Source organism: Phenylobacterium sp., assembly GCF_041919955.1.
Taxonomy (GTDB): Bacteria; Pseudomonadota; Alphaproteobacteria; order Caulobacterales; family Caulobacteraceae; genus Phenylobacterium.
On the sequence record NZ_JAYRSU010000025.1, the window covers coordinates 33,578 to 54,477 of the forward strand.

At 69.6% G+C, this 20,900-nt stretch carries 13 protein-coding genes; 4 read left to right on the plus strand and 9 right to left on the minus strand.

The window, feature by feature from the left end; genetic code table 11:
• The first annotated feature begins 1 nt into the window (after position 1).
• Genes ACE3T2_RS18065 through ACE3T2_RS18075 form a run of 3 tightly spaced genes read left to right on the plus strand, consistent with a single transcriptional unit; the run spans position 2 to position 3,562 of the window.
• A complete protein-coding gene (locus ACE3T2_RS18065; protein WP_374659897.1) occupies positions 2-1,225 on the plus strand; it encodes a thiolase family protein in 1,224 nt (407 codons plus the stop codon).
• Positions 1,222-2,778, plus strand: coding sequence for a class I adenylate-forming enzyme family protein (locus ACE3T2_RS18070; protein WP_374659899.1), 1,557 nt, complete (start codon positions 1,222-1,224; stop codon positions 2,776-2,778). The genes ACE3T2_RS18065 and ACE3T2_RS18070 overlap by 4 nt, the downstream gene beginning before the upstream one ends.
• Positions 2,765-3,562, plus strand: a complete 798-nt coding sequence (locus tag ACE3T2_RS18075) for a cyclase family protein (RefSeq protein WP_374659901.1) — start codon at positions 2,765-2,767, stop codon at positions 3,560-3,562. The genes ACE3T2_RS18070 and ACE3T2_RS18075 overlap by 14 nt, the downstream gene beginning before the upstream one ends.
• A gap of 236 nt (positions 3,563-3,798) precedes the next feature.
• On the opposite strand, the gene ACE3T2_RS18080 is transcribed toward ACE3T2_RS18075, so the two are convergent.
• The 6 genes from ACE3T2_RS18080 to ACE3T2_RS18105 form a co-directional block, all read right to left on the minus strand.
• Entirely contained in the window at positions 3,799-4,422 is a 624-nt protein-coding gene (locus ACE3T2_RS18080) for a hypothetical protein (RefSeq protein WP_374659903.1), read from the minus strand.
• Positions 4,419-5,339: a DNA-processing protein DprA gene (locus ACE3T2_RS18085; protein ID WP_374659905.1), complete on the minus strand. Its 921-nt coding sequence runs from the start codon at positions 5,337-5,339 to the stop codon at positions 4,419-4,421. Before ACE3T2_RS18085 ends, ACE3T2_RS18080 begins: the two co-directional genes overlap by 4 nt.
• A 140-nt stretch (positions 5,340-5,479) precedes the next feature.
• Positions 5,480-6,559 carry a hypothetical protein gene (locus ACE3T2_RS18090; protein WP_374659907.1) on the minus strand — a complete coding sequence of 360 codons (1,080 nt, stop codon included), beginning with the start codon at positions 6,557-6,559 and terminating at the stop codon, positions 5,480-5,482.
• 8 nt (positions 6,560-6,567) lie between these two features.
• On the minus strand, positions 6,568-12,462 hold the full coding sequence (locus ACE3T2_RS18095; RefSeq protein WP_374659909.1) for a DEAD/DEAH box helicase: 5,895 nt from the start codon (positions 12,460-12,462) through the stop codon (positions 6,568-6,570).
• Between the two features lie 21 nt (positions 12,463-12,483).
• On the minus strand, positions 12,484-14,490 hold the full coding sequence (locus ACE3T2_RS18100; protein ID WP_374659911.1) for a hypothetical protein: 2,007 nt from the start codon (positions 14,488-14,490) through the stop codon (positions 12,484-12,486).
• Positions 14,487-17,036 (minus strand): hypothetical protein, encoded by a 2,550-nt coding sequence (locus ACE3T2_RS18105; RefSeq protein ID WP_374659913.1) that lies wholly within the window; start codon positions 17,034-17,036, stop codon positions 14,487-14,489. Before ACE3T2_RS18105 ends, ACE3T2_RS18100 begins: the two co-directional genes overlap by 4 nt.
• Positions 17,037-17,255: 219 nt before the next feature.
• On the opposite strand from ACE3T2_RS18105, the gene ACE3T2_RS18110 reads away from it, so the two are divergent.
• The gene (locus tag ACE3T2_RS18110) at positions 17,256-18,104 is read left to right on the plus strand and encodes a hypothetical protein (protein WP_374659915.1); all 849 of its coding nucleotides are present in this window, start codon (positions 17,256-17,258) and stop codon (positions 18,102-18,104) included.
• Here ACE3T2_RS18110 and ACE3T2_RS18115 read toward each other — a convergent pair.
• The 3 genes from ACE3T2_RS18115 to ACE3T2_RS18125 form a co-directional block, all read right to left on the minus strand.
• Entirely contained in the window at positions 18,051-18,485 is a 435-nt protein-coding gene (locus ACE3T2_RS18115; protein ID WP_374659917.1) for a very short patch repair endonuclease, read from the minus strand. The two genes, ACE3T2_RS18110 and ACE3T2_RS18115, sit on opposite strands and share 54 nt — an antisense overlap.
• Complete coding sequence (locus ACE3T2_RS18120) at positions 18,482-19,639, minus strand: DNA cytosine methyltransferase (protein WP_374659919.1); 1,158 nt, start codon at positions 19,637-19,639, stop codon at positions 18,482-18,484. Before ACE3T2_RS18120 ends, ACE3T2_RS18115 begins: the two co-directional genes overlap by 4 nt.
• A gap of 184 nt (positions 19,640-19,823) precedes the next feature.
• Positions 19,824-20,462 carry a HEPN domain-containing protein gene (locus tag ACE3T2_RS18125; RefSeq protein ID WP_374659921.1) on the minus strand — a complete coding sequence of 213 codons (639 nt, stop codon included), beginning with the start codon at positions 20,460-20,462 and terminating at the stop codon, positions 19,824-19,826.
• Positions 20,463-20,900 lie beyond the last annotated feature (438 nt).

Genomic DNA, 20,900 nt, shown 5'->3' on the forward strand with positions numbered 1-20,900 from the left:
TATGACCAACGACGTCTACATCCTCGGCGTCGGCCGCACGCCCTTCACTCGGGTCGGCGACCTCTCGCTGAAATCCTTGACGCAACAGGCGGTGGACGCCTGCCTGCGGGACGCTGAGCTCTCCGTTTCGGACGTCGAGGCCGTGTATTTCGCCAATGCCGGCCAGGGCGCGCTCGGCGGGCAGCACATGATCCGCGGCCAGGTGGCGCTACGCCCCCTGGGCTTCGAAGCCCTGCCCATCGTCAATGTCGAGAACGCCTGCGCCAGCGCCAGCACGGCGTTGAGGTTGGCGATGACCGCGGTCCAGGCCGGCGAGGCCGAGATCGTCTTAGCGGTAGGAGCCGAGCGGCTTGCCGTGGGCGACAGCGCCGCCAGCAAGGCCTTTTTCCAGGGCGCCCTGGACGTTTCGGGCGAAGACGAGGGATTGGCCGACCTGCTGGGCGCCGCCGCCGAAGGCCAGGGCGAGCGCTCGATCTTCATGGACGTCTATGCGGGCCTGGCCCGCGAGCACATGCGCCGCTTCGGCACGACCCAACAGCACCTGGCCGCGGTCGCGGCGAAAAACCGGCGTCACGCGGCGCTCAATCCGCACGCCCAGCTGCGCGAGCCGCTCACGATGGAGGAGATCCTGGCCGCGCGCGCCGTCGTCTGGCCGCTGACCTTGCCGATGTGCGCACCGATCGGCAACGGCGCGGCCGCGGCCGTCGTCGGCTCGGCGGGGGCGCTGAAGCGCCTCTCGGCCCGGCGCGCGGTGCGGATCGCCGCCGCGGTCGTGGGCTCGGGGCGTCGGCAGGGCGTCGCGAGCCAGGAACCGCCGATCACGCGGCGCCTGGCGAACCTGGCTTACGAGCGCGCGGGGCTCGGGCCGCGGGACGTCGATCTGGCGGAGGTGCATGACGCCACCGCCGCGGGCGAGATCCTTCAGACCGAATATCTGGGCCTTGTGGCCGAAGGCCGGGGCGGCGTCTCGGCGCTGGCCGGCGAGACGAGCCTGGGCGGCCGCATCCCCGTCAATCTCTCCGGAGGACTGGAATGCAACGGCCACCCCATCGGCGCCACGGGCCTGGCCCAGGTGCACGAGGTCGTCACCCAGCTCCGCGGCGAGGCCGGACCGCGGCAGACGCCGAAGGCGCGGATCGGGCTAGTGGAGAACGGCGGGGGCTTCATCGGCGGCGAGGAGGCGGTCGCCTCGGTCGTGGTGCTGGAAGCGAGCCCGATCCGATGAACATCGCCGCATCCCTGACCAACGCTGCGGCGACCTATGGCGCCTCGCCGGCCCTCCTCACCCTGGATGGGGCGGTCCTGACCTACGCCGCTCTCGAACGGCGCGCCCGAGCGGTCGCCGCCAACCTGTCCGGCCGTCTGAGCCTGCGGCCCGGCGAGCGCATAGGTCTGGCCATGAGCAATGACCCGGCCTTCTTCGAGCTTCTGTTCGGGGCCTGGCACGCCGGTCTCTGCGTGGCCCCGATGAACCCGCGCCTGCATCCGCGCGAGTTCGCCTTCCTGCTGGAAGACTGCGACGCCGGGGTCTGCTTCGCCACGCCCGATGTCGAGCCGGCCCTGCGCGACGAGGCGCGCTGCCGCGTCATCGCGGTCGGATCGGCGGAGCATCTCGCCCTGCGCGACGCCGATCTTCCCATCGCCTCGCAGGACGTCGAGCCCCTGACGCCGGCCTGGCTGTTCTACACCAGCGGAACGACCGGCCGCCCCAAGGGCGCGATCCTCACGCATCGATCGCTGAACGCCATGATCGACAGCTTCCTGATCGATAGCGGCGCGGCGCGGGACGACGCCATGCTTCACCTGGCGCCGCTCTCCCACGCCGGGGGCCTGCTCGGTCTGGCCTATGTCCGCCAGGCGCTCCCGCAAGTGATCCTGCCCCAGGGCGCTTTGAGCGCCGACCAGCTCGACCAGGCGCTCGCCCTCGCCGGCCGCGCGTCGTTCTTCGCCGTCCCGACCCTGGTTCGCCGCCTGATGGACCCGGCGCTCCTGCGCGCCGACCTGATCCCCCACATCCAACGGCTGATGTTCGGGGGCGCGCCGATGTACGCGGAGGATCTGCGCGCGGCGATCAACCATTTCGGAGCCGAACGCCTCTGGGGCGGATATGGCCAGGGCGAGGCGCCCTGCACCATCGCCCACCTCCCCTCGCGCCTGCTGGGCGACACCGCCCGCCCCGATCGCGATCAGGTGCTGGCCAGCGTCGGCGTCGCGCGGAGCGGCGTCGAGATCGCGGTCGCGGGCGACGACGGCCTGGCGCTCGCGCCCGACCAGATCGGCGAGGTCCTGGTTCGCGGCGATGTCCTGATGACCGGCTATTGGAGCAATCCCGAAGCGAGCGCCGCGGCGCTAAAGGACGGCTGGCTGCGCACCGGCGATCTCGGACGACTGAGCGAGGCGGGCCTGCTGACCCTGGTGGACCGCTCAAAGGACATGCTGATCTCCGGCGGGTCGAACATCTATCCCCGCGAGATCGAGGAGGTGCTTCTCACCCATCCGCTGGTCGCCGAAGCGGCCATCGTCGGTCAACCGGACGAGGAGTGGGGCGAAATCCCCGTGGCCTTTGTGGTCGCCGCCGACGGATTGGGGAGCGACGAACTCGATCGCCACTGCCTGACCCAGCTCGCTCGCTACAAGCGCCCGAAGGCGTACCGCTTCGTGCCCGCGCTCCCGAAGAGCAGCTACGGCAAGGTCCTCAAATCCGAGCTCAGATCGATGCTGTCTCGCCCCGACGATGTCTCAACGCCCCACGAAAGCGACGCCCATGCGCCTCATTGACCTGACCTGCACCCTCGATCCCGCCAACCGCGAGAAACTGCCGCCCCACCTGGCCAGCGCGGCCGGAATTATCGCGCCCACTATCGACTACTTCCATCCCGCCAAACCTGAGGGACAGCACCAGTTCTGCCTGTCCCTGGGGTGCAGCCACCAAGATCTCCCGGACGGCGAGGGCTGGGGCGCTGAGCGTTTGGGGGATCTCTCCTCGCACTGCGGCACCCATGTGGATGCGCCGCTGCACAGCGGATCGCGCAGCGGCGGCAAGCCGGCTCGCACCATCACCGACATCGCGCTGGAGGAACTCTATCGGCCAGGCATCGTCCTCGACGTCCGCCCCTGGGCCAGGCTCGGCGAGGAGATCACCATAGCCATGCTCGATGAGGCCCTGAAGGCGACCGGGTGCGTGATCAACCCCGGCGACGCGGTCCTCATCCGGACCGGCCAGGAACGCTACACGCTCGATGATCCGGAGTTCTTCAACCAGCCCGGCATGAGCCGGGCCAGCACGCTCCACCTGACCGGCCAGGGGGCCACCATCCTGGGCACCGACGCCGTCGGCTGGGACCTGCCGTTCGGGGTCATGGGCGGACGGTTTCGCGAGACCGGCGACAAGAGCCTGCTCTGGGATGGCCACAAGGCCATCGTCCAGCAGGAGGCCTTCATCGTGCAGCAGATGACCAACCTTGCGGCCCTGCCGCTCAGCGGCTTCATGGTCGGCTTTTTCCCGATCAAGCTCGCCCGATGCAGCGCCGCCCCAGCGCGCGTGGTGGCGTTCGTCCGCTAGCAGCAGCGATGCCGACATGCCGGCGGCCTCTCAGCCGTCTGCATGGCGCCACTATCGGACCTTGGCTTGCCGCCAGGAACGAGACATTCGTTGTGGATCGCGGAGCGTCCGCTTTGCGCGACCTTCACGACGACGGAGGCAGGAGACCTGAGGTCCTCTCAAGGCGTCGACTTTGCGTCCGCTTGACGAGCCCCCGTGACCACGCACCGGGGGCCGACTCGGCCGGCGAGGGGGACCTACGCCTCAGGCGCGATGACGTCGAAGTCCGCCGCACTGTCGATGACCCGCCGGGCCACGAAGAGCCCCAGGAACCGCGTCTCGGGCCACAGCTCGGCGAGCATGGCCTTGCAGACCATGAAGCTGCACCCGGTCGTCAGCACGTCGTCCAGGATCACGGCGACCGGCGGGGGCGCGCCGACGCGCGCCTGCACGAAGCCGAGGCTGGCGCGAAGCTCCGCCGGATCGCGGTGGTTCTGCTGGGCATGGGCCGCCTCCCGCCCCTGCACGGTGACCAGGACCTCCCGCACGTCCACTCCGGGTGCGATGGCCCGCGCCACCTGGACCATACGGTCGTCATATCCCGCCTCTCCGGGGGCCGTGGAGGGAGGGACGGGTACGATCGTAAGGCCGGGAAGTGAGTCGGGTCTGAGATTGGCGCGGATCGCGTCGGCCACCGTCCGGATCGCGCGCGCCTTCCAGACATACTGCGGTGTTCCGTCCAGCTCGGGCTTCTTCTTGAGATTGTGGATCAACTGGTTGGTCGAGCTGTGGCCGTAGCCAGCACGCGCCGTGTACTCGCCGAAGAAGACGCAGCTGTCATCGGCGGTCAGATACCAAGTGATCGGGACGCTCAAGGTCACCGACCTTCCGAAGATGTCCGGACCAGCTCTCGTCGAATGTCGTCATAGTCGCGGACCCGGATCGCGCCGTCCTGTTCGAACCGATGCGGCCACGTGAGGTCGGCCCGCTCGAAGCAGCTGTTGAGAATGAAGAGTTTGCGCTTCTGCTTGAGCGCCTCGCGAGCCTGGATCAGCGTGCCCGACGTCTCTCCGGCCTCCACGATGATCGTCGCCTCTGTGATCGCCGACATGGTCTTGTTGCGTTCCGGGAAGAAGAACCGGTTCACTCGGGAGTTCTGCGCCTCGTAGCGCTCGACCGGCACCTGGCTGATGAGCAGGTAGTCCCGCGCGATCCGATCCTGCAGCTCGGCGTTCGCCTTCGGATAGACGTGCCCCAACGGGGTTCCAATGACGGCGATGGTCTGGCCACCGGCGTCGATCGCGGCGCCATGTGCGGCCGTGTCGACGCCTTCCGCCAACCCGGAGACGATCGTGAATGAGTCCGCCACCAGCTTCTGGACGAGCTGCCGGGTACGGCGGACGCCGCCGTCGGTCGGCCTGCGGGTTCCCACCACGGCGACGGACCGCGTGGTGATTAGCTCCCAGGCACCCTGGAAATACAGGAGCTCGACCGGGTGCGTCGCGTCACGCAGCCGCTCCGGGTAGTCCACCTCACCGTGTACGCGGACGTCGAAGCGCTTGTCCGTTCGGCCACGCAGGCGCGCGAGAACCCGCGCACCCGCTTCCCGCGCCTCATCCTCCGGGACGAGATCAGACGGACGCGCACCGGGTTGTCTGGCGAAGCGTTCGGCGATGGACTTGAAGCTGGCGTTGGTCTGCGACCACAGGGTCTCGTAGGCGCCGATCTCCAACGCCGCATCGATCGGCTGGGCGATCGGGCCCAGATCCGAATTCGCGCTCCAGAGTTTGGCCTGCATGATCCCGATAGCTCTCAAAGTCCTAGAGTTCTCTACGCGCCGATTCCGTCAAGACCGAGACCGCCGCGATGTCCGCTGACTCGGAACAGAACAAATACAGAACCCCCCCCGGCCGACGCGAGCGTCCTGCGGCGCCGAATTCAAGCCCCTCGAAGCCTGATGAGGGCATGGACGATGCGATGGCAGTTCGCACAGAGGCACTGCAGATCGTCGAGGCGGGTATGATGATCCTCGGCCATGTCCCCCACGCCGGTCCGGCTGTGGTGAACCTCGATACAGGCCTCACCGACGGCCGCCCCGAAGGCCTCAACGGGATCGAGGCCACAGCGCTCACAGCGCAGCGCGCCATGTTCGCAGAGGAAGCGTTGCTTCTTCGCCTTGGCGAGACCCGCCGCGCGTTCGCGCCGCAGATGAAGGACCAGCGTCGGGCGGCCTTCGACCCAGACGCGATCCTCCTCCGAGACGGGCGCTTCGGGATCTGCGACCTGGCCGCCGCGGGCGACGATCGAAAAGCCGGCGTCCTTCAAGGCGCGATGACAGGGGCTGTCGACGCCCCCTGTGAAATGCGATGGGCCCACGTCCATCTCGAGGGCAGCGGAGGCGGCGACGCCGAAGACCGCCTTGGGCGCGAGCCGTCGTCCATCCTCCAGGACGACGTCGAACTCGCGGGCCTCTCCGAAAGCGTGGCCGTCCGGGTCTCGCCTCAGCCGCTGAACCGCCTCCCAGAGGTGCTCCGCCGTGACCTGCTGCAGCGCCGCGGCGGGCAGCCGCCGCACCTTCGAGACCGGCTCCGCCCACGCCGCCCCGACGACGACGGCGAGGGCCTTGTCAACGCCGGCGCCCGTCACGCGGAGGCGGATCCTCTTGACGTGGCTGCCGCCGTACGGCGCGTCGGCCGGACGGCCGAAGGCCTGCATGCGACCGGATAGGATGCTGAACTGCTCGTCCGGCGACGCGGCGAGTTCGGACCCCTCCATGAGGCGACGCGCCTCGATCGGAAGACCACGCACGTCGTCGCTGTCCAACCAGGCGCCGTCCAGCCGCGCTCCGGCCGCTCGGACGCGGCGCAGCAGCAGACGAAGCCCGGGTCCATAGTCGAGGTTGCGGGCGCCCGGCCTGCCACGCACGCCGCCGCGGCTGTGGAACACCAGATCCGGACCCTCGACGTCCAAATGGGCGTCGAGGGGCGAGCCGTCGTCGGCGATCATCTGGAACGGCATCGCAGGCTCTAGAACCGTTCCGGCGGACGAGCCCGCGCATTGCCGAGGGCCCGGACCGGTCGGCGCGCCACCTCGAAGGTGTCCAGCCAGAAGACGTCGTCGACACCCGCTTCCCGCGCGGTTTCACCCAAGACGCCTCCGGTGCGGCCGGCCTCGTCCAGTCGCCAGAAGGGGTGCACCACGACGAAGGCCTCGTCTCGGCCGTTGCGCGGCACGAACACGGTCGGGAGCCCGAGCGGTCCCAAGGTCTCGACGCGGCGGTTGTCGGGATCGAGCCGGCGGAGGTCCTCCGCGGCGAGCCCCGCCAATCGTCGCCAGTCGGTGGTGGCTCGATCGGCGTCCCAGCGACCGTCGAGGCCGGCGCGCCAGGCCCGATCGGTCATCGCCCGCAGGAAACCGAGCCCGAGCCGCCAGTCCAGGAGGCCGTGATAACCCCGATTGTTGTAGCGCTGCAGGCATCGGTAGCAGCTGCGTGCGCAGGCCGCCGTATGGTCCGCGTCGAAAAACCTTCGGACGAGGACGTCGTCCGGATCGTCGAGCATGGAGGTGATCAGGCGCGACACCAGCGGGCGCCCCGCCTCGATGTCCGCGAGCCTGCGACAGAACCCTGCCCCGTTCACGAGATAGTCCGCCAGCTGCAGCAGCGGCCGGCGTCCGCGCAGGCGCGGTTCGAGGGCCTCGAACTCCTCCGGCCCGACGTCCAGCTCCAAAGCGGCGCGCTGGACCAGGAGCTGGGTGGCGGACACCGCGGCCGCCCGGACGCTGGTCGCATGGAGATCGCGCCCGCCGATCCGGTCGAACGCCAGGCCGGCGGGGACCGCGTCCATCAACAGATAGAGGGAATCCGTCTTCTTCTTCGACATCAACATCACCGTCTCGGGACCGAGCGGGACGTTCTGGGCATCGAGGGGACGCTCCCAGTTGTAACGATCCTCGGCCACCTCGGTGAGCACATGCTGCTCGTCGAGGCGGAAGAGCTTTGCCGACGGCGACTTGCGGACGGTGACGAACTTCTGGCTGGCCGGCGCCACCGCATATCCCTGCGGCGCGCCGGTGTCGTCGAGCGGTCCGCTGTTGCGCCTGATAATCGAGGCGTCCGAGCCCGTGGCGACGGACATGTTGGCGCCCGGGACGGGCTGAGCCTGGACCGCTTCGATGGTGGAGGACGTCTCGCGCCGCACCGTCCGGACCAGTTCTTCCTCCTGATCGACCGGCGTCGGCCGAAGCGAGGTCCGAAACGCCGCCGGGAGATGGTGCTTGCGGTAGCCGTCGGGTGCGATCTCGTCCTCGCAGTCCCCGCAGATCCGCGCCGTCGACGGCTCCGACTCGGAGAGGTCGGTAGCCCCACAGTGCGAACAGATCGCGATCCAGCCCGTCTCCGTCCACCACTCCGGAGTCGGTCGTGGCCAAAGGGCCCCGTAGCCGTTGGCCTTCACGCTGAGCGTCCCGAGCGCCGAAGTGAAACCGATCGAGGTATGCTTGCGCTTGTCGCGGACGAGAGAGCGCCCCGGCGCGAACTCGTAGATCGCCAGATCCATCTCGCGGTCGATCACGTCCCAGTCGGGTTCACCGACGTCGTTCTCCTCGATCCCGACATAGAGGTTCCGCACGCGGGTCGGCATGCCGTACATCGGCAGGAGTCCGGTCTCGGCCAGGAAGTGGGCGAGATCACCGCCGGTCGCCCGAGCGAGCTCCGCCCGATCGGCCAGATCCTGCATGAGCTGGTCGAGCGTCGCTCCGGCCAGGAGATCCTCCGCGCGACCTGGCCGCCCGGCACCGAGCGCCGCGGCGAAGCTCAGCCGCACAGCATCTGTCTGCGCGAGCGCGGCGCGGAGACGCCCTGCCCAGGCGTCGGTCTGACCCACCTCGTAGAACACCCCGCAGGGCACGAACTCGCCATGGATGTCCGGCTTTCCGCCGTCCCCCGGATAGTTGGGACTGAGGTCGTCGCGGATGCGCGCGAAGGCGGCGGTCAGCCAGACCTTACGCAGAAGTCGGAGCGGAATGTCGAGGTGGTCCGTCGTCAGGAACGGCGGCGGGGGCGCATCTCCGGTTATCGCCTCCGGGTGGCTGAAGTAATGCAGGTCATGGCTTCGGCTCCGGCAGAGGGTGGCGACGAGAGAGTAGGCCTGCCCGCGGCGGCCCGCACGGCCCACCCGCTGCTGATAGTTGAACCGCTGGGGCGGCATGTTCGCCTGGTACACGGCCTGCAATGAGCCGATGTCGATGCCGACCTCCATCGTGGTGGTCACCGACAGCATGTCGATCTCCTTGGCCTTCCGATCGAGCTCGACATCGTAGTTTCCGGCCTCGTCCACGAATATTCCGCGGAATCGACGCAGTCGCTCGGCCGGCGATCGGGTCTGACCCGTCAGCTCCTCGCACCGCAGGCGAAACGCCCGGACCCCTTCGCCCAGACTGCGCTGAATGCGCCGACCGAGCACATTGCGGGCGGTCACCTCGGCAGCCCGGCCGGCGGGGGCCTCCGGCAGCGGAGTCTGGCAGCGCGTGCAGACGCCCGTCCCGCGGTGCAGGTGCGTGCGCGAGCAGTTCGGGCAGGCCCAATAGGGCGCGTCCGGACGGACGAGGCGGACGTACAGGGTCTCCTGCCGGACGAACCCCAGGTCGTGTCCGAGCTCGGTCAGGCGTTGCAGGACGGCGTCGATCTCGGCGGTCGCATTGCCCGGCGCGTTGGCCTCGGCGAACTCGCGTACCCGCTTCGCCGTGGCCTGGTGGGCGTTCGGCCATTCCTTTCGGCGCGCATTGCGCTCGACCCACTTGTTTCCGCGGATCCGATAGCTGTCGGCAAAGACCCGCAGATAGGCGTCCATGCGGTCGGAATCGGCCCCGTGGCGGGCGAACAGGGTCGGATAGCCGAGGCCCGTCTCCTCAAGCGCGAAGTAGGTCTTGGCGAAAAGGACGTCGTCGACGAGCGGCCGCTGGTCGTTCACGACGGCGAGGCGTACCTCGACATCGGCGACCGGATCGCCCTGCGACAGCCAGTTCACTGCCTCACCGGCGCGCGTGAACAGGCTCTGCCAATCGTAGGTCGGCCGGTTGTCGTCGTCGTTCCGCTGCGGGATCGTGGCGATCCCGACCTCGTCCGTCGGGTGCATACCGAGATCGACGAGCCGTTCGAGAAGCGGCGCCGCGCGCACACGCGAGGGGGCTCCGGTGGTCGGCGCGGTCTCCATCACCGCGGCCAGCGGGATGCGATCGGGGTCGGTCGTATGCTGTGCGGCGCTCATCTGAGCGCCGAGCTGGGTCACAGCGGCGAAATTTCCGGCTGCCAGGGCCTCATCGAGCTGGGCACGAAGATCGTCGAGCGACACGCGCGGCTGCGCCGCGATCTCCTCGAGCGCCTCAAGCAGGAGCTGGCGTCGTGAATCCTGGTGGTGGCGCCGTTCGATGTCGAGGGCGGCGCGCGAAGCGTCCTGGCGGCTGTCGGAGAACACCACCGCCTTGGGGGCGTCACCGGCGGCATGCAGGAGTTCGAACACCTCGGTCGCGACAAGCTGCGAGCTCTTGGCGAAACCGGTGCGGAAGCTCCGCAGGGGCGAGCCGCGGAAGGCGGGTCCTCGGCCCGAGTAGTCCGAGCCGCAGGCCGGACAACATGCGGGCCCGGCCGACCCTGCCCGTGAAAGGTCAGGGTCGAGCCCTGCGCCCGGCAGCTTGAAGAGGCGCCCCGCGATCCGCTCGCCGGCCGGTCCGCCGCCGCTAACGACCCCGTTGCGCACGTCCAAGAACTTGTCGGCCCACGGTGCCGGACCGTCGTCGGCGGTCTTGGGCGTCGCCCGTGACGGCCAGAAGATCGCGAACTCGTCGTAGCTCAGTTCTTCGTAGTTGCCCTCTCCGCCCTGTTCCGGGAGCAGCTCAAGCTCGGGCGAGGCCGGCAGGAGCTCCACGTCGCCGGTCGCGCCGCCGAAGGCGCCGCGCCGACCGCCGATGAACTCTTCGCCGCAGCATTCGCAATAGACCAGCTCGAAGAGCCGTCGCACGTCGGTGCCGCCGCCATCGGCGTAGGTCACGCCGCGGTCCACGGTCACCCCGTCGAACACCGTGGCGCCGCCCTCGGACCGGGGAGTCGCGAACAGACCTTCGATGCTGCGGATGAAGACGTGTTCCCGAAAGCTGGTCGTCGTGTCCGCCAGCGGCGGCGATCCGAAGAGATCGAGCTTCTCGCCGAGGCCGCGCAGCAGCGTCAGCCCTCGCAGCGCCCGTCGTGACGGACCGTCGTCGCCGCCGAAGATGCGCCGAGCGAGGACGTCCGCCGCGGTCGCTCGCGGGGCCGCGGTCCCGGGCGGCGCGCAGGCGTGCGCGAGCGCGGCTGCGGCGGACGCGACCGCTTCGGTGAAGGCGGCGGGCCCCGCCGGCTCGGGCGACGCCGGCGCCAGCGCCCGCCCACAGGCTGCAATCGCCTGCTCAAGGTCGGGCGACGGCCGCACGGTCGCCACGAACTCGCCGTCTGGCGACAACTCGTCCAACAACGCCTCGAACGGCGCCCGGTCCAGCGGGAGCGGGGTGGTGAACGGCGCCAGCACCGGCGTTCCGGGTACGATCGTGCTCCCCCAACCTTCGGGCCCGGCCGCGCCCGCAGCCGTCTCGGAGGCGAAAGTCCCGAACGGCCCGAAGAAGTCGTGCAGGTAGTGTAGACTCTTCTCGCCTTCAGCACCCTCGAGAGGCAGCGAGGCGCTGGACGCCAAGATCCGCAGCTTGTGACGCAGCTCGTGCCGATCGAGGCCCAGGCGGTTTATGAGCGCGCGAATGAGGCCCGCGATCTCCGTCCCCGCCGATCCCCGCACGAGGTGTAGCTCGTCCAGAACAAGGAAAAAATAGGCCTCGTCGTCTTCCTCGAGCCATCGGCGCGTCTGATCGAAGATGGGCTGATCGACCTCCCGCGACAGCATCGCGCCGAGCATCGAGACGTTGGTGACGAGGAGATCCGGCGGGGTAACCTGCATGTCCCAGCGTGACACCAGCTCTCCCCCGTCCACCGATGGGAAGAGGTATCGCGTCGGGTCGTCGTCCGGATGCGCCAGATCGTGGCGCCTGGCCTTGTCCTGGTCGGAGGCGCTGGTCGAGAGCGCATCGGCCATCTTGCGCAGGCGATGGCGGATCTTGCCGGCCGACTCGCGAAGCCGTGGATGTACGCGGTGACCCGGAATCGGGCTCGCGCCGGTGTAGCGGCCGAAGAAGATGCGGTTGCCGTTCAACCGGCTGTCCATCACTTCGTGCGCCTCCGGGGAGTCGAGGCTACGCCGAAGGCGCGTGAGCTGGTCCTCAACCAGCGCGTTCATCGGATAGAGCACGACGGCCCGGACGGCCTTCGGGCGATCGGGATGCTCGTCGGCGCGATGCGGACGAAACACCGGCGAGGCTGCCTCCCACCAGGTGTCTTCGAGATAGCCGGACGACGGCGCGGGCCAGCGCACGGCCTCCCGGCAGATCGACGCCAAGATCGGCAGCATGAAGGACTCGGTCTTCCCGGACCCCGTGCCCGAGGTGACGATGCCGGGCGCGCCGGGGCGGACGCCGCGCCCCAGCATCTGCATCTGATGGCGATAGGGCTTGAAGCGGCTTCGCCGCATCAGGGGCCCTTCGGCTCGCCGGCCGGGGAAGAGGCCGGACAAGGCGAGCTCGGCGAAGGCGCGCCGAGCGTCGGGGGAGAATCCGTTCAGCGGATTGTCGGGAGACGTGTCGTCGACGAGATCCTCCAGCGCCCGCGCGTCGGCTTCATACCGCGGCACCGCCTCGAGGAACGGCTCGGTGGCGAGCGTCCCCGCGGTGGTCAGCAGCTCGCGCCGCCGTTCCGCCAGGGCTGGCCGTCGGACTCGAAACGCCGTATCGAGGTACGACAGGTAGAGATCGCGAATGCGCTCGAAGCCGCCGATCGGATCCAGCATGAATAGGTCGCCCGTTCAGGTTCAGGGTGGGGTCAGACGTGCGCGCGCCATATCGGCGCCGCGTCGCAGGTCGTCGGGAAGCTCGCCGAGGCCGCCGATCGCCGCGGCGACGGGCCACAGGTCCAGCGCGGCGCGCAGCGGCCAAGCGGCGGTGAGGGCCGCCAAGGTTCGCGCCGTCGCGCGCGCCGAGGCCGTGGCCGGAATGTCGGGGAGACGGCCGAGGAGGTCGGACGGGGTCGGAGCTTCGGCCTGTGTCGGATCGAAGCGGCTCTTGAGAGACGGTCGGCCGACGGCTGCGCCGAGGACCTCGGCGTTGGCCCCGACCCGCGGGGTCGGCGCGAGCCCGACCGCGTCCTCGGTGACGGCGGCCCACCCTCGCGCCGGATCGAGGAGCGCGTCGCCATAGCTGGCGAACACGAGGAGGTTCGCAGGCCGGTCCGCGCGTTCCAGGATCCGCACCAAGCCGCCCGCCCAGAGATCCAGCGGTGTGCGATGCACACCCTCGAGCAGCACCACGCGATAGCGGCGAGGGTCCAGCTTCGCCGCTGTCCACGCAAAGGCGAACGGCGTCGGCGCCCCCGTCGCGGGATGGCGCCACAGATCGTCGAGCGACAGGACCGACGGATCCAGCGTGTGACGGACGTAGGCCTCCCCCGCGCACACGCCCGCCAAGCACCGCACGAAGGCGTCGGCCTCCGCCTCCGGTAGCAGGGTCAGGCGACCTGCGCGCACCGACACGTCGGCGACCAGCGCATCGCGCGCGACGAACCCGAACTGCTCGGCGTTCTCCTTTAGCCGCTCGGCGTATCGCGAGCCGCCGAGCGTCTCGGCGTCGCCCGGGTCCACTCGCCCCCAAGGCGGCGCAGCGCGCGGCCAGATCTCCGGGGTGCTCGACAGGCGCCCCGAGAGCGACTCCGCCGCTTCGCGCGCCGATCCATCGCCGGGCGCACTGTCCGCGAGCGTCCGCTGCGCGGCGAGCAGTTCTTCGCCGATGGCGGCTCTCAAGGCGTCGAGGTCCGCCTGAGCCGTTGAGACGTCGTCGCGCGCGGCCTCGGCCTGCTGTGCGAGCGCGCGCGTTTCCGCGAGCAGGCCGTCCCGAACCCCGGTCAGTTCAGACTGAGCCGCTTCCAGCTCCGAGCGGATCCGAGGCGCGATCTCCGCCCGAAGCTCGGTCTCGAGCTGCCGGCGGCGGGCGTCGAGCCCCTCGGCCACGGGCTGCAACTCCGCCACGGCGTCGACGAGTGCGTAGAGCGCGGGAACCCCTTCGCCGAGCTGACCGGCCAGGACGCTCAATCTCGCCCGCACGGCGCTGAGGTCTTCGCCGTTCGACGGCGCCAGCTTGGCGTGCGCCAGGAACTGGACGAGTTTCTCCACCTGACTGCGGGACGGGAGGTTGTCGCCGCCGGCGCGGCGGAGGCGGGCGACGACGGACTTCAGGAAATCGGCGTCGAGGCACCAGTTGACGACCCCGACCTGCGGTCCGACCGTGACCCCGGGAACGGCATAAAAGCGCTCACGAATCCGATCGCCCTCGAACGTCCGGCTGTCGAGGGCGTGCAGCGGAAGCTCTTCCAAGCCCCCGGTGGAAGCCACCGCACGTCGTTCGTCCGGGTGGCGTTCGAGCCGGACCACCACGCAGACGTCGCCGCGCAGGGCGACCGCCACGGATCGCCCCTCCAAGCGACGTTCGGCGAGCCCCTCCTCCACCAGCGTTCGCCGCGCCACTTCGGGATCCACCGTGCGGAAGTCCAGAATCTCCATTGGACGCTGCGGCGCGGCGACGATGAACTCGTCTCGGTTGGGCTCGTCGCGCGTATTCGGCTCGATGCGGAAGGTTAGCAGCTCGTCCTCGTGCCATCCGGCGAGCTGCGGCGCGAAGGCCCTCCCTTCAGGCGGCAGCGCGGCTCGCCAGTCGTGGTACAGCCGCCAAGCGCCGTCCTGCGCCGCTGCCAGCGCGGCGACCTTCGAAAAGTAGCTGGGGCGCCTGGGCTCGAAGACGCAGAAGCCCAAGTAGAGGAGATCGCTCATCGCAGCGCCTCCGTCAGCGCGCCAGGCGGCCACACGGCCGGCCGGCCGCGTCGGCGGGCTCCTACGACGAGGCCGAGCAGATCGCGTGCCGCGTCGGTTGCGGGAATGGAGACCGCCGGTCCCATCGCACCGGCCACCCAGGCCGCGGCCTCCCGGTCGGCCGGATAGCGATAGGCGCGCCCACCCCCCGCCTCGATCGGCCCGGTCTGGCGCAGCGCTGCGCGCCGGAGCGCTCGCGCAAGCGGCATCGGCAGATGACCCCCTGGCAGGACGCTGATGAGAGCTCCCGCGTCCCAGCTGAAGAGCGGTCGCCGAGCGCGGCGATGCGCCTCAACGATCGCGGCCGTGCGCACGCTCGTGCACCAGGTGGTATCGGGTCCGCAGAGCCGAAAGAGGTCCCGATCGTCCCCGCGCGACCGCGTCCAACGCTCAAGCCGCCAGGCGTCGTCCGACGCCACGGCCTGACGAAACCCGCCCGCTTCGAACGACCAGACCCCGGCGAGTTCGCGGCCGTCCGGCGTCCGCGTCTCGGGCGTCCAACAGGCTGGCGCTGCGGCGAGAACGGGCCGGGTGTCCACCTCCACCGGCCATCCCATGGCGCCGGCCATGACGTCGATGTCGATGTCCCGCGCGATCACCACGTCGGGCGACCACACGAGGTCCGCCGACGCCGACACCTCACCGCCCTGCGTTCGCGCGGCTTCGGAGAGACGCCGCCGCGCGGCCGCGCAGATCGCGCCTTCGACCAGCGCGGTACGGGCTCCGATCGGTACGAGCCTCGGTGGCAGCAGCCGCCAGCGCCGGGCGCGCCAGCCGCGCGAGATGCCCGCTTCGGCCCATCCAGCCTCCGCGAACGCCCGCATGACGTCCCAGGCGCCCCGTCGATCCGGCAACACGGGGTCAAGCAGCTCCACGAACTCGGCTTCGCCCCAGGAGGCCGCGCCTCGGGCGTAGACGGTCTCCATCAGATCGAGAAGCAGTGGGGGCGTCGGCGACCTCAGGGCGGGGACGACCGCCGGGGCGCGCGGGGCTTCGCCCGCCACCTGGGCTTCGTCGACGACCTCGAAACCCGACCCCATGGCGCGCCACGCATCGCGTTCGGAGGCGTCGGCCTCCAAGAAGAACCGGCGCTGTGCATCACCGCCGGGGAAGTGCGCGGTGAGCTTCCAAGCCCCCGTGAGCGGCGCTTCGGCCGACAGTCCGCCTCTGTCGTCGATCCCCAGGCTCGTGGTGTCGCCGGCGATCTGTTCGACCGTCAGAGTCGCGCCGCTCGGCGCACGCACTCGCGGCAGATAGCCGGGCCGGCCCAGCCAGCTGCCACGTGCGGTCGAAACGCCGCCTTCGAGCCCGAGATCCACGAGGCGGTCGCTCGACGGCGGTCTGACGCCGAGGCCTGCGAGTGCGGCCAGGGCAGCCGGCGTCGCCACGGGTTCGGAGGCCTGCCATCCGCCGCCGACGGCGACCCAGGAGGTCGCGAGCCCGGCCCTAGTGGCCGGACCATCGGCGAGGGAGAGCACCACCGACGACCAGCTCGCGGACGCGCCGAGATCGTCGATGGCCCAGGCGCCTCCGGCAATCTCGCTCAGAAGAATGACGCCGCCCTCCCGCAGGCGAATCAGGCGTCCGGGAAGCGCGCGGGACTCCGCGGCGACGAAGTCGTCGAAGGCGCCCGTCCAGATCGGCTCGGCGGCTTGGACCCGCGCCTCGCGCCGAACGACCCGGACGTCGACGGCGTCACGCTCGATCCCACTGAACACGACTTCGAACCGCCAGCGGTCGATCTCCGCGCCGCGACGGCCGTCCTGCAGCCGCTGGGAGACGCTCTCGACGAGCCGCCAGAACCGATGGTCGGCAAGATCGGCGCGTCCGGCCGCTAGCCCCGCGGCGAAGTCGTCGAAGGTGGCCGCCACGTTGGGCGAGCAGACCCCGTTGTATTGTGGTCGCGACAGCTCCGCCACCAAGCGGTGCGGCGAGCGCCGCATGGGCGGCGTGAGACGCGCCAGAATGCCCGTCAGGATCTGGCGGTCCTTCCAAGACGGAAAGGCGATCCGCACCGCCACCCCGATGCGGGTCATCCCGCCGGGATCGGGCAAGATCACGCGCCGAATCGGGTGGCCGGCGGCGCGCCGGGCCTCCGACCAGGCGGCGAGCTCGCCCCATAACCGGTTGACGCCGCCGACGGCCTGCATCGCGCCCATGTGGCCGAGCAGTTCCCCGAGCCGCTTGCGGAAGTCTCGGGTTTGGCCCGCGCCGTGGTCGGTGGACAGCACGAGGGCCGTGAGCACCAAGTAGCGGAAGTAGCCGGGAACGTCCTGGTCTCGCGGCGGCAGGGCGTATCGCCCGTCGAGCCAACCCGCCGCGTCCCAATAGCTAAACTGTCGGAGAAACGCCGTTTGAACGTCCTCGTCGCGCGCACCGGGCATGCCGGCAGCCGAGGCGAGTTCCGCGGGCGTCGCGTCGATCCAATCGAGAGGCGCGCCGCCGAAGGGCCCGTCCTCGCGAAGATAGTGCGCCGTGAGCCGGCGCTCCCATTCAGACGGACTCAACGCCAGATCCGCCCCGCTCGCTCGCGGTGTCGGCACTCCAATTCCCCCGACGGGCGGCGTCCTAGCCGCCCCGTAGTAGATCCCCCGGATACTCTCTACAGTGGAGCCTGGAATGGCAAGCCAGGCCTGACTCGGAATGGGCGATCGCCCCCGGGATCTCGACTCCCGGCGGTCGACGCGCTAGGGCCGACGACGAGGGCGAGGGGGAAAGGCGCGCGGATGCACGGTCCGGAAATCCTGGTGCGGACGCTGTCGAGACTGTCCCGGACGGACAAGTTCGGGAACGCGTGGCAGTACCATTCCCGCAGCGACCACCATTCGAAGGTGGCGTGTTGGGGCATCGTCTTCGACCTGCTGCGAACCTGCCCGCTTCTGCGCCGGCACGTGGCGGCGGGCGCGGTCGGCTTCGGCATCAACCACGAGATGCGCGACTTCGTCCACGACCGTCAGAAGGACCTCGATCTGGTCCTGTGCACGCCGGGATCCGGCCGGCCGGCCGGCAAGTCCGCGACGCTCGCCGACCTCGTGCAGACCTACGGCATCGACCTGACGCCCTCAGAAGCCGCCGAGCTCGCCGCACTGCCGACCCTGGACCGCGCTCCTGTGGGGTCGGTGCTCATGGCGTTGGAGGCCAAGGCATGCATGACCGCCCACCAACGGGCGCTACCGCGCTTCTACGACGAGCTCAACTCCTCGCACCTGACCGTCCACGGCGCTTCCGACCAGGCGATCGCAGCCGGCTTCGCCATGATCAACATGTCGGAGACCTACCTCAGTCCCGACCTCAACAAGAAGAACCGGGCCGGCGACCCGGAGTGGAGCCGGCACACCCAGCCCAAGGACGCTCAGATCGCGGTGGACAAGGTGCGCCAGCTTCCGAAGCGTTCGAAGACGGGCGACACCGGCTACGACGCCTTGGCGATCGTCGTAGTCGACTTCGTCAACGACGGCCGTCCGGTGGAGCTGGTGACCCGCCCGCCCGCGCCTCAGCCGGGCGACATCTACAACTACGGCTCAATGATCGATCGGCTCGGGCACATCTACTCGACGCGGTTCAAGGATCTCTGAGAGCCTCGCCTCTGCTCCGGCCAATTCGCACTCCCAGACCAGCACGACCTTGAAACCCTGCGCCCGAAGCGCGCGGATCGCCGCCGCGTCCCGGATGCGGTTGCGCACGAACTTCGCCGCCCAGAATGCTCGGTTGGACTTCGGGACCGTGGCGCGGCGACACCCCTTGTGATGGTGCCAGAAACACCCCTGGACGAAGACAGCCCAGCTTCGCTTGCGGTTTGCGAAGTCGGGAGACCCGGGCAGGCCGTGGACGTTCTTGCGATACGAGAGGCCGAGGCGGCGCAACGCCGCGCCGACGACGCGTTCGGCGGCGGTGTCCTTCTGCCGCACACGCGCGAGCAGGCGACTCCCTTCGGCGCTCTGCGGCGTCGGCCTCACTCGGCCGCGATGGCGGAACCGGCGCCCGCGTCCATGTTCCGCAGATGCGCTCGGAGTCGGTCCTGGAACCCGTCCACGAACCGCAGCGAACTGCGCTCCGTCCGCGCCAGGAAGCCCCGCGTGGCGCGCACCGAGAGCGGCTTGCCCGGATACTGGAGAAACTCGGTCAGGGCTGGCCGCGCACGCCACACCGGGAACGCACCGATCTCGACGGCGAGACGGCGCGTCCCGTCGAAACGTGCGGCCCGCGGCCAGCGGCCTCCTCCCGCGAAGACCCGGTCCCGCGCGACGTTGAAGGCCCCGGGCGCAGCGAGCCGACCCCCGAGCCACTCCGCAACCGGCGCGGTCACCGCATTTCCCACCAGGCTCCAACGACTCGACGCTCGGGCCACCGTCGTGGCGGGCAGGGTCCAATCGACTGGAAAGCCCTGCAGGCGTTCGGCGTCGCGGATGTCCGGCGTCACCACCGTCCCGTCCGGCAGCAGGATCGCCGGTGGCGAGGGAATGCCGATGGTGGATCCGTTTTTCAGGGTCGGAATCGCCTCGGGCGCCCAGCCGAGGCCGCGCACTCCCTCGGTCCAATAGAAGCCGTGGGCATGGCGATCCAGCCGCGTCTCCGACTTCGGAGGATCCACCTCGTCGACGAGCACGACCGAGGCGGGGTCGACGTCGCTGGTCGTCGCGACGAACAAAACCCGCTCGCGCCGCTGGGGGAGGAAGGCCAGGCTGTTCACGACGCGATACGCCCACCGATAGCCGCGCGCCTCGAACTCACCCGTCAGGAAGTCCATGGCTCGTCCGCGATCCAGGCTCAACATGAAGGACACGTTCTCAAGCACGACCCATGGGACGGGTCGGCGATCCAGTAGCCGAAAGATATGGTCCACCAGCCCGGAGCGTCGGCCGCCGATACCGGCCGTCATGCCGGCCTGGCTCAGGTCCTGACAGGGAAACCCCGCGACGAGCAGTTCCGTCTCGGACGGCAGCGCTTCCAGCGTGGTGACGTCGTCCGCGAGACGAGTACCCGGAAAGCGGTCCGCGAGCACGGCCTTCGCCGGCGCCCAGATGTCGCACAGCAGGACGGACTCGTGGCCGGCGGCGGCCAGGCCTCGTTCGAGCCCCCCGATCCCCGCGAACAGTCCCGCGGTCTTCACCTGTGCGCCTCCAGACGACGAATCGCTCGGCCAAGCGTGCTCAAGAACGCTCCCTGAGGGAAGCCGACGCGGCCACTTGAGTTCCGGTTGCGTTCTACACATTCGGCGGCAGAAGTCACGGGCGGGATCCCAGAGCCATGACGCGGCCGCGACAGCACACCCTCGGGCGCGGCGACGGCCTCCGCTAGACCACCGCGCCGTTGTTCCACGGCCGCTTCCCCCCCAGCGCCTTCACCGGCTCGATCAGGAAGTTGTCGAGCTCCCGCACCAGAGTGCAGATGTATTCGTAGTCGTCGTCGAGGTCTGTGATGCTGACGTGACCGGCCGCGGCGCCGCGATGAGCGATGGCGCCGCGTTTGGCGACGAACTCCGAAATCCTCGCCTTCCGCGACTCAAAGAAGGCCGTGGTGTCGATCCCCACGTAGTTCAGAAACAGGGGGACCAGGTTCTGAGCCTTCGGCGTGTTCAGAGCTTTCACTGCAGTCTCCGCCAGCTCGAGCAGATAGAGCCTCCATCCCTCTCCGGCCAGCCGGAGAACACCGAAGTCGTGCTTGTCGCTCTTGGCGGCGTCGGACAGGGCCTTCTTGACCGGCGCCGGCAACGCTTCGGGCGAGGCGGCTGCGGCGACGACGTGTCGGCAGGCTTCCAGTATGACCTCTTCGGCGTAGAGTTCCCAGGCTGCACACAGCAGAAACACGCCGCTGCGAGTGAGGTCGGACGACGGCCGGCCTGGACCCGGATGGGCTTTGCGTTGGCGCGCACGCAACTGTTCGACGTCCTTGAGGAGGTGCTTCTCGAAGGTTTTTCGGCTCTTGGACGGCATGCTCCACCATCCCGCGCGTCGCCGGCGTTTGCAATAGCAGCGCTTGTTGGTCGCCTGCGGTCGTCCGTGTCAAATCTGCGAGCTGGACGGTCCGCAAGGCGGGGCGCCGGCTAGCCGACCTTTCGAATGTCTCGTGTGAGCCCAACCCGGTCATTGCCGGCGGCGGCCCGCCTTGATGCTCGGACGCGGCCATTCTAACGGACCGCAACCTGGCTCCTGGTCGGGCGGCCGGCGCGGATGTCCAAGCCTTCGGGCCAAAGGCGCAGGCGCGTGCCTCAAGCATGTTCTCAACGCCCGGCTGTCGCGCAACCGTCGATAGGACTTGCCAAGAGGGTGGGCGATTGGCGAGACTCGAACGGAATGAGAACTGACCTCGATCATCTTCCGGCCCTGCAGCAGCGCGAACTCGAGCGGGTGACGCAGACCCTGCTGGCCGAG

What these genes read in the sequence shown, in the direction of transcription:
- ACE3T2_RS18065 (WP_374659897.1), top strand. Translation starts at nt 2, where the DNA reads ATGACCAACGACGTCTACATCCTCGGCGTCGGCCGCACGCCCTTCACT.
- ACE3T2_RS18090 (WP_374659907.1), bottom strand. Translation starts at nt 6,559, where the DNA reads ATGCCGTTCCAGATGATCGCCGACGACGGCTCGCCCCTCGACGCCCAT.
- ACE3T2_RS18100 (WP_374659911.1), bottom strand. Translation starts at nt 14,490, where the DNA reads ATGAGCGATCTCCTCTACTTGGGCTTCTGCGTCTTCGAGCCCAGGCGC.
- ACE3T2_RS18075 (WP_374659901.1), top strand. Translation starts at nt 2,765, where the DNA reads ATGCGCCTCATTGACCTGACCTGCACCCTCGATCCCGCCAACCGCGAG.
- ACE3T2_RS18110 (WP_374659915.1), top strand. Translation starts at nt 17,256, where the DNA reads ATGCACGGTCCGGAAATCCTGGTGCGGACGCTGTCGAGACTGTCCCGG.
- ACE3T2_RS18085 (WP_374659905.1), bottom strand. Translation starts at nt 5,339, where the DNA reads ATGCAGGCCAAACTCTGGAGCGCGAATTCGGATCTGGGCCCGATCGCC.
- ACE3T2_RS18095 (WP_374659909.1), bottom strand. Translation starts at nt 12,462, where the DNA reads ATGCTGGATCCGATCGGCGGCTTCGAGCGCATTCGCGATCTCTACCTG.
- ACE3T2_RS18070 (WP_374659899.1), top strand. Translation starts at nt 1,222, where the DNA reads ATGAACATCGCCGCATCCCTGACCAACGCTGCGGCGACCTATGGCGCC.
- ACE3T2_RS18125 (WP_374659921.1), bottom strand. Translation starts at nt 20,462, where the DNA reads ATGCCGTCCAAGAGCCGAAAAACCTTCGAGAAGCACCTCCTCAAGGAC.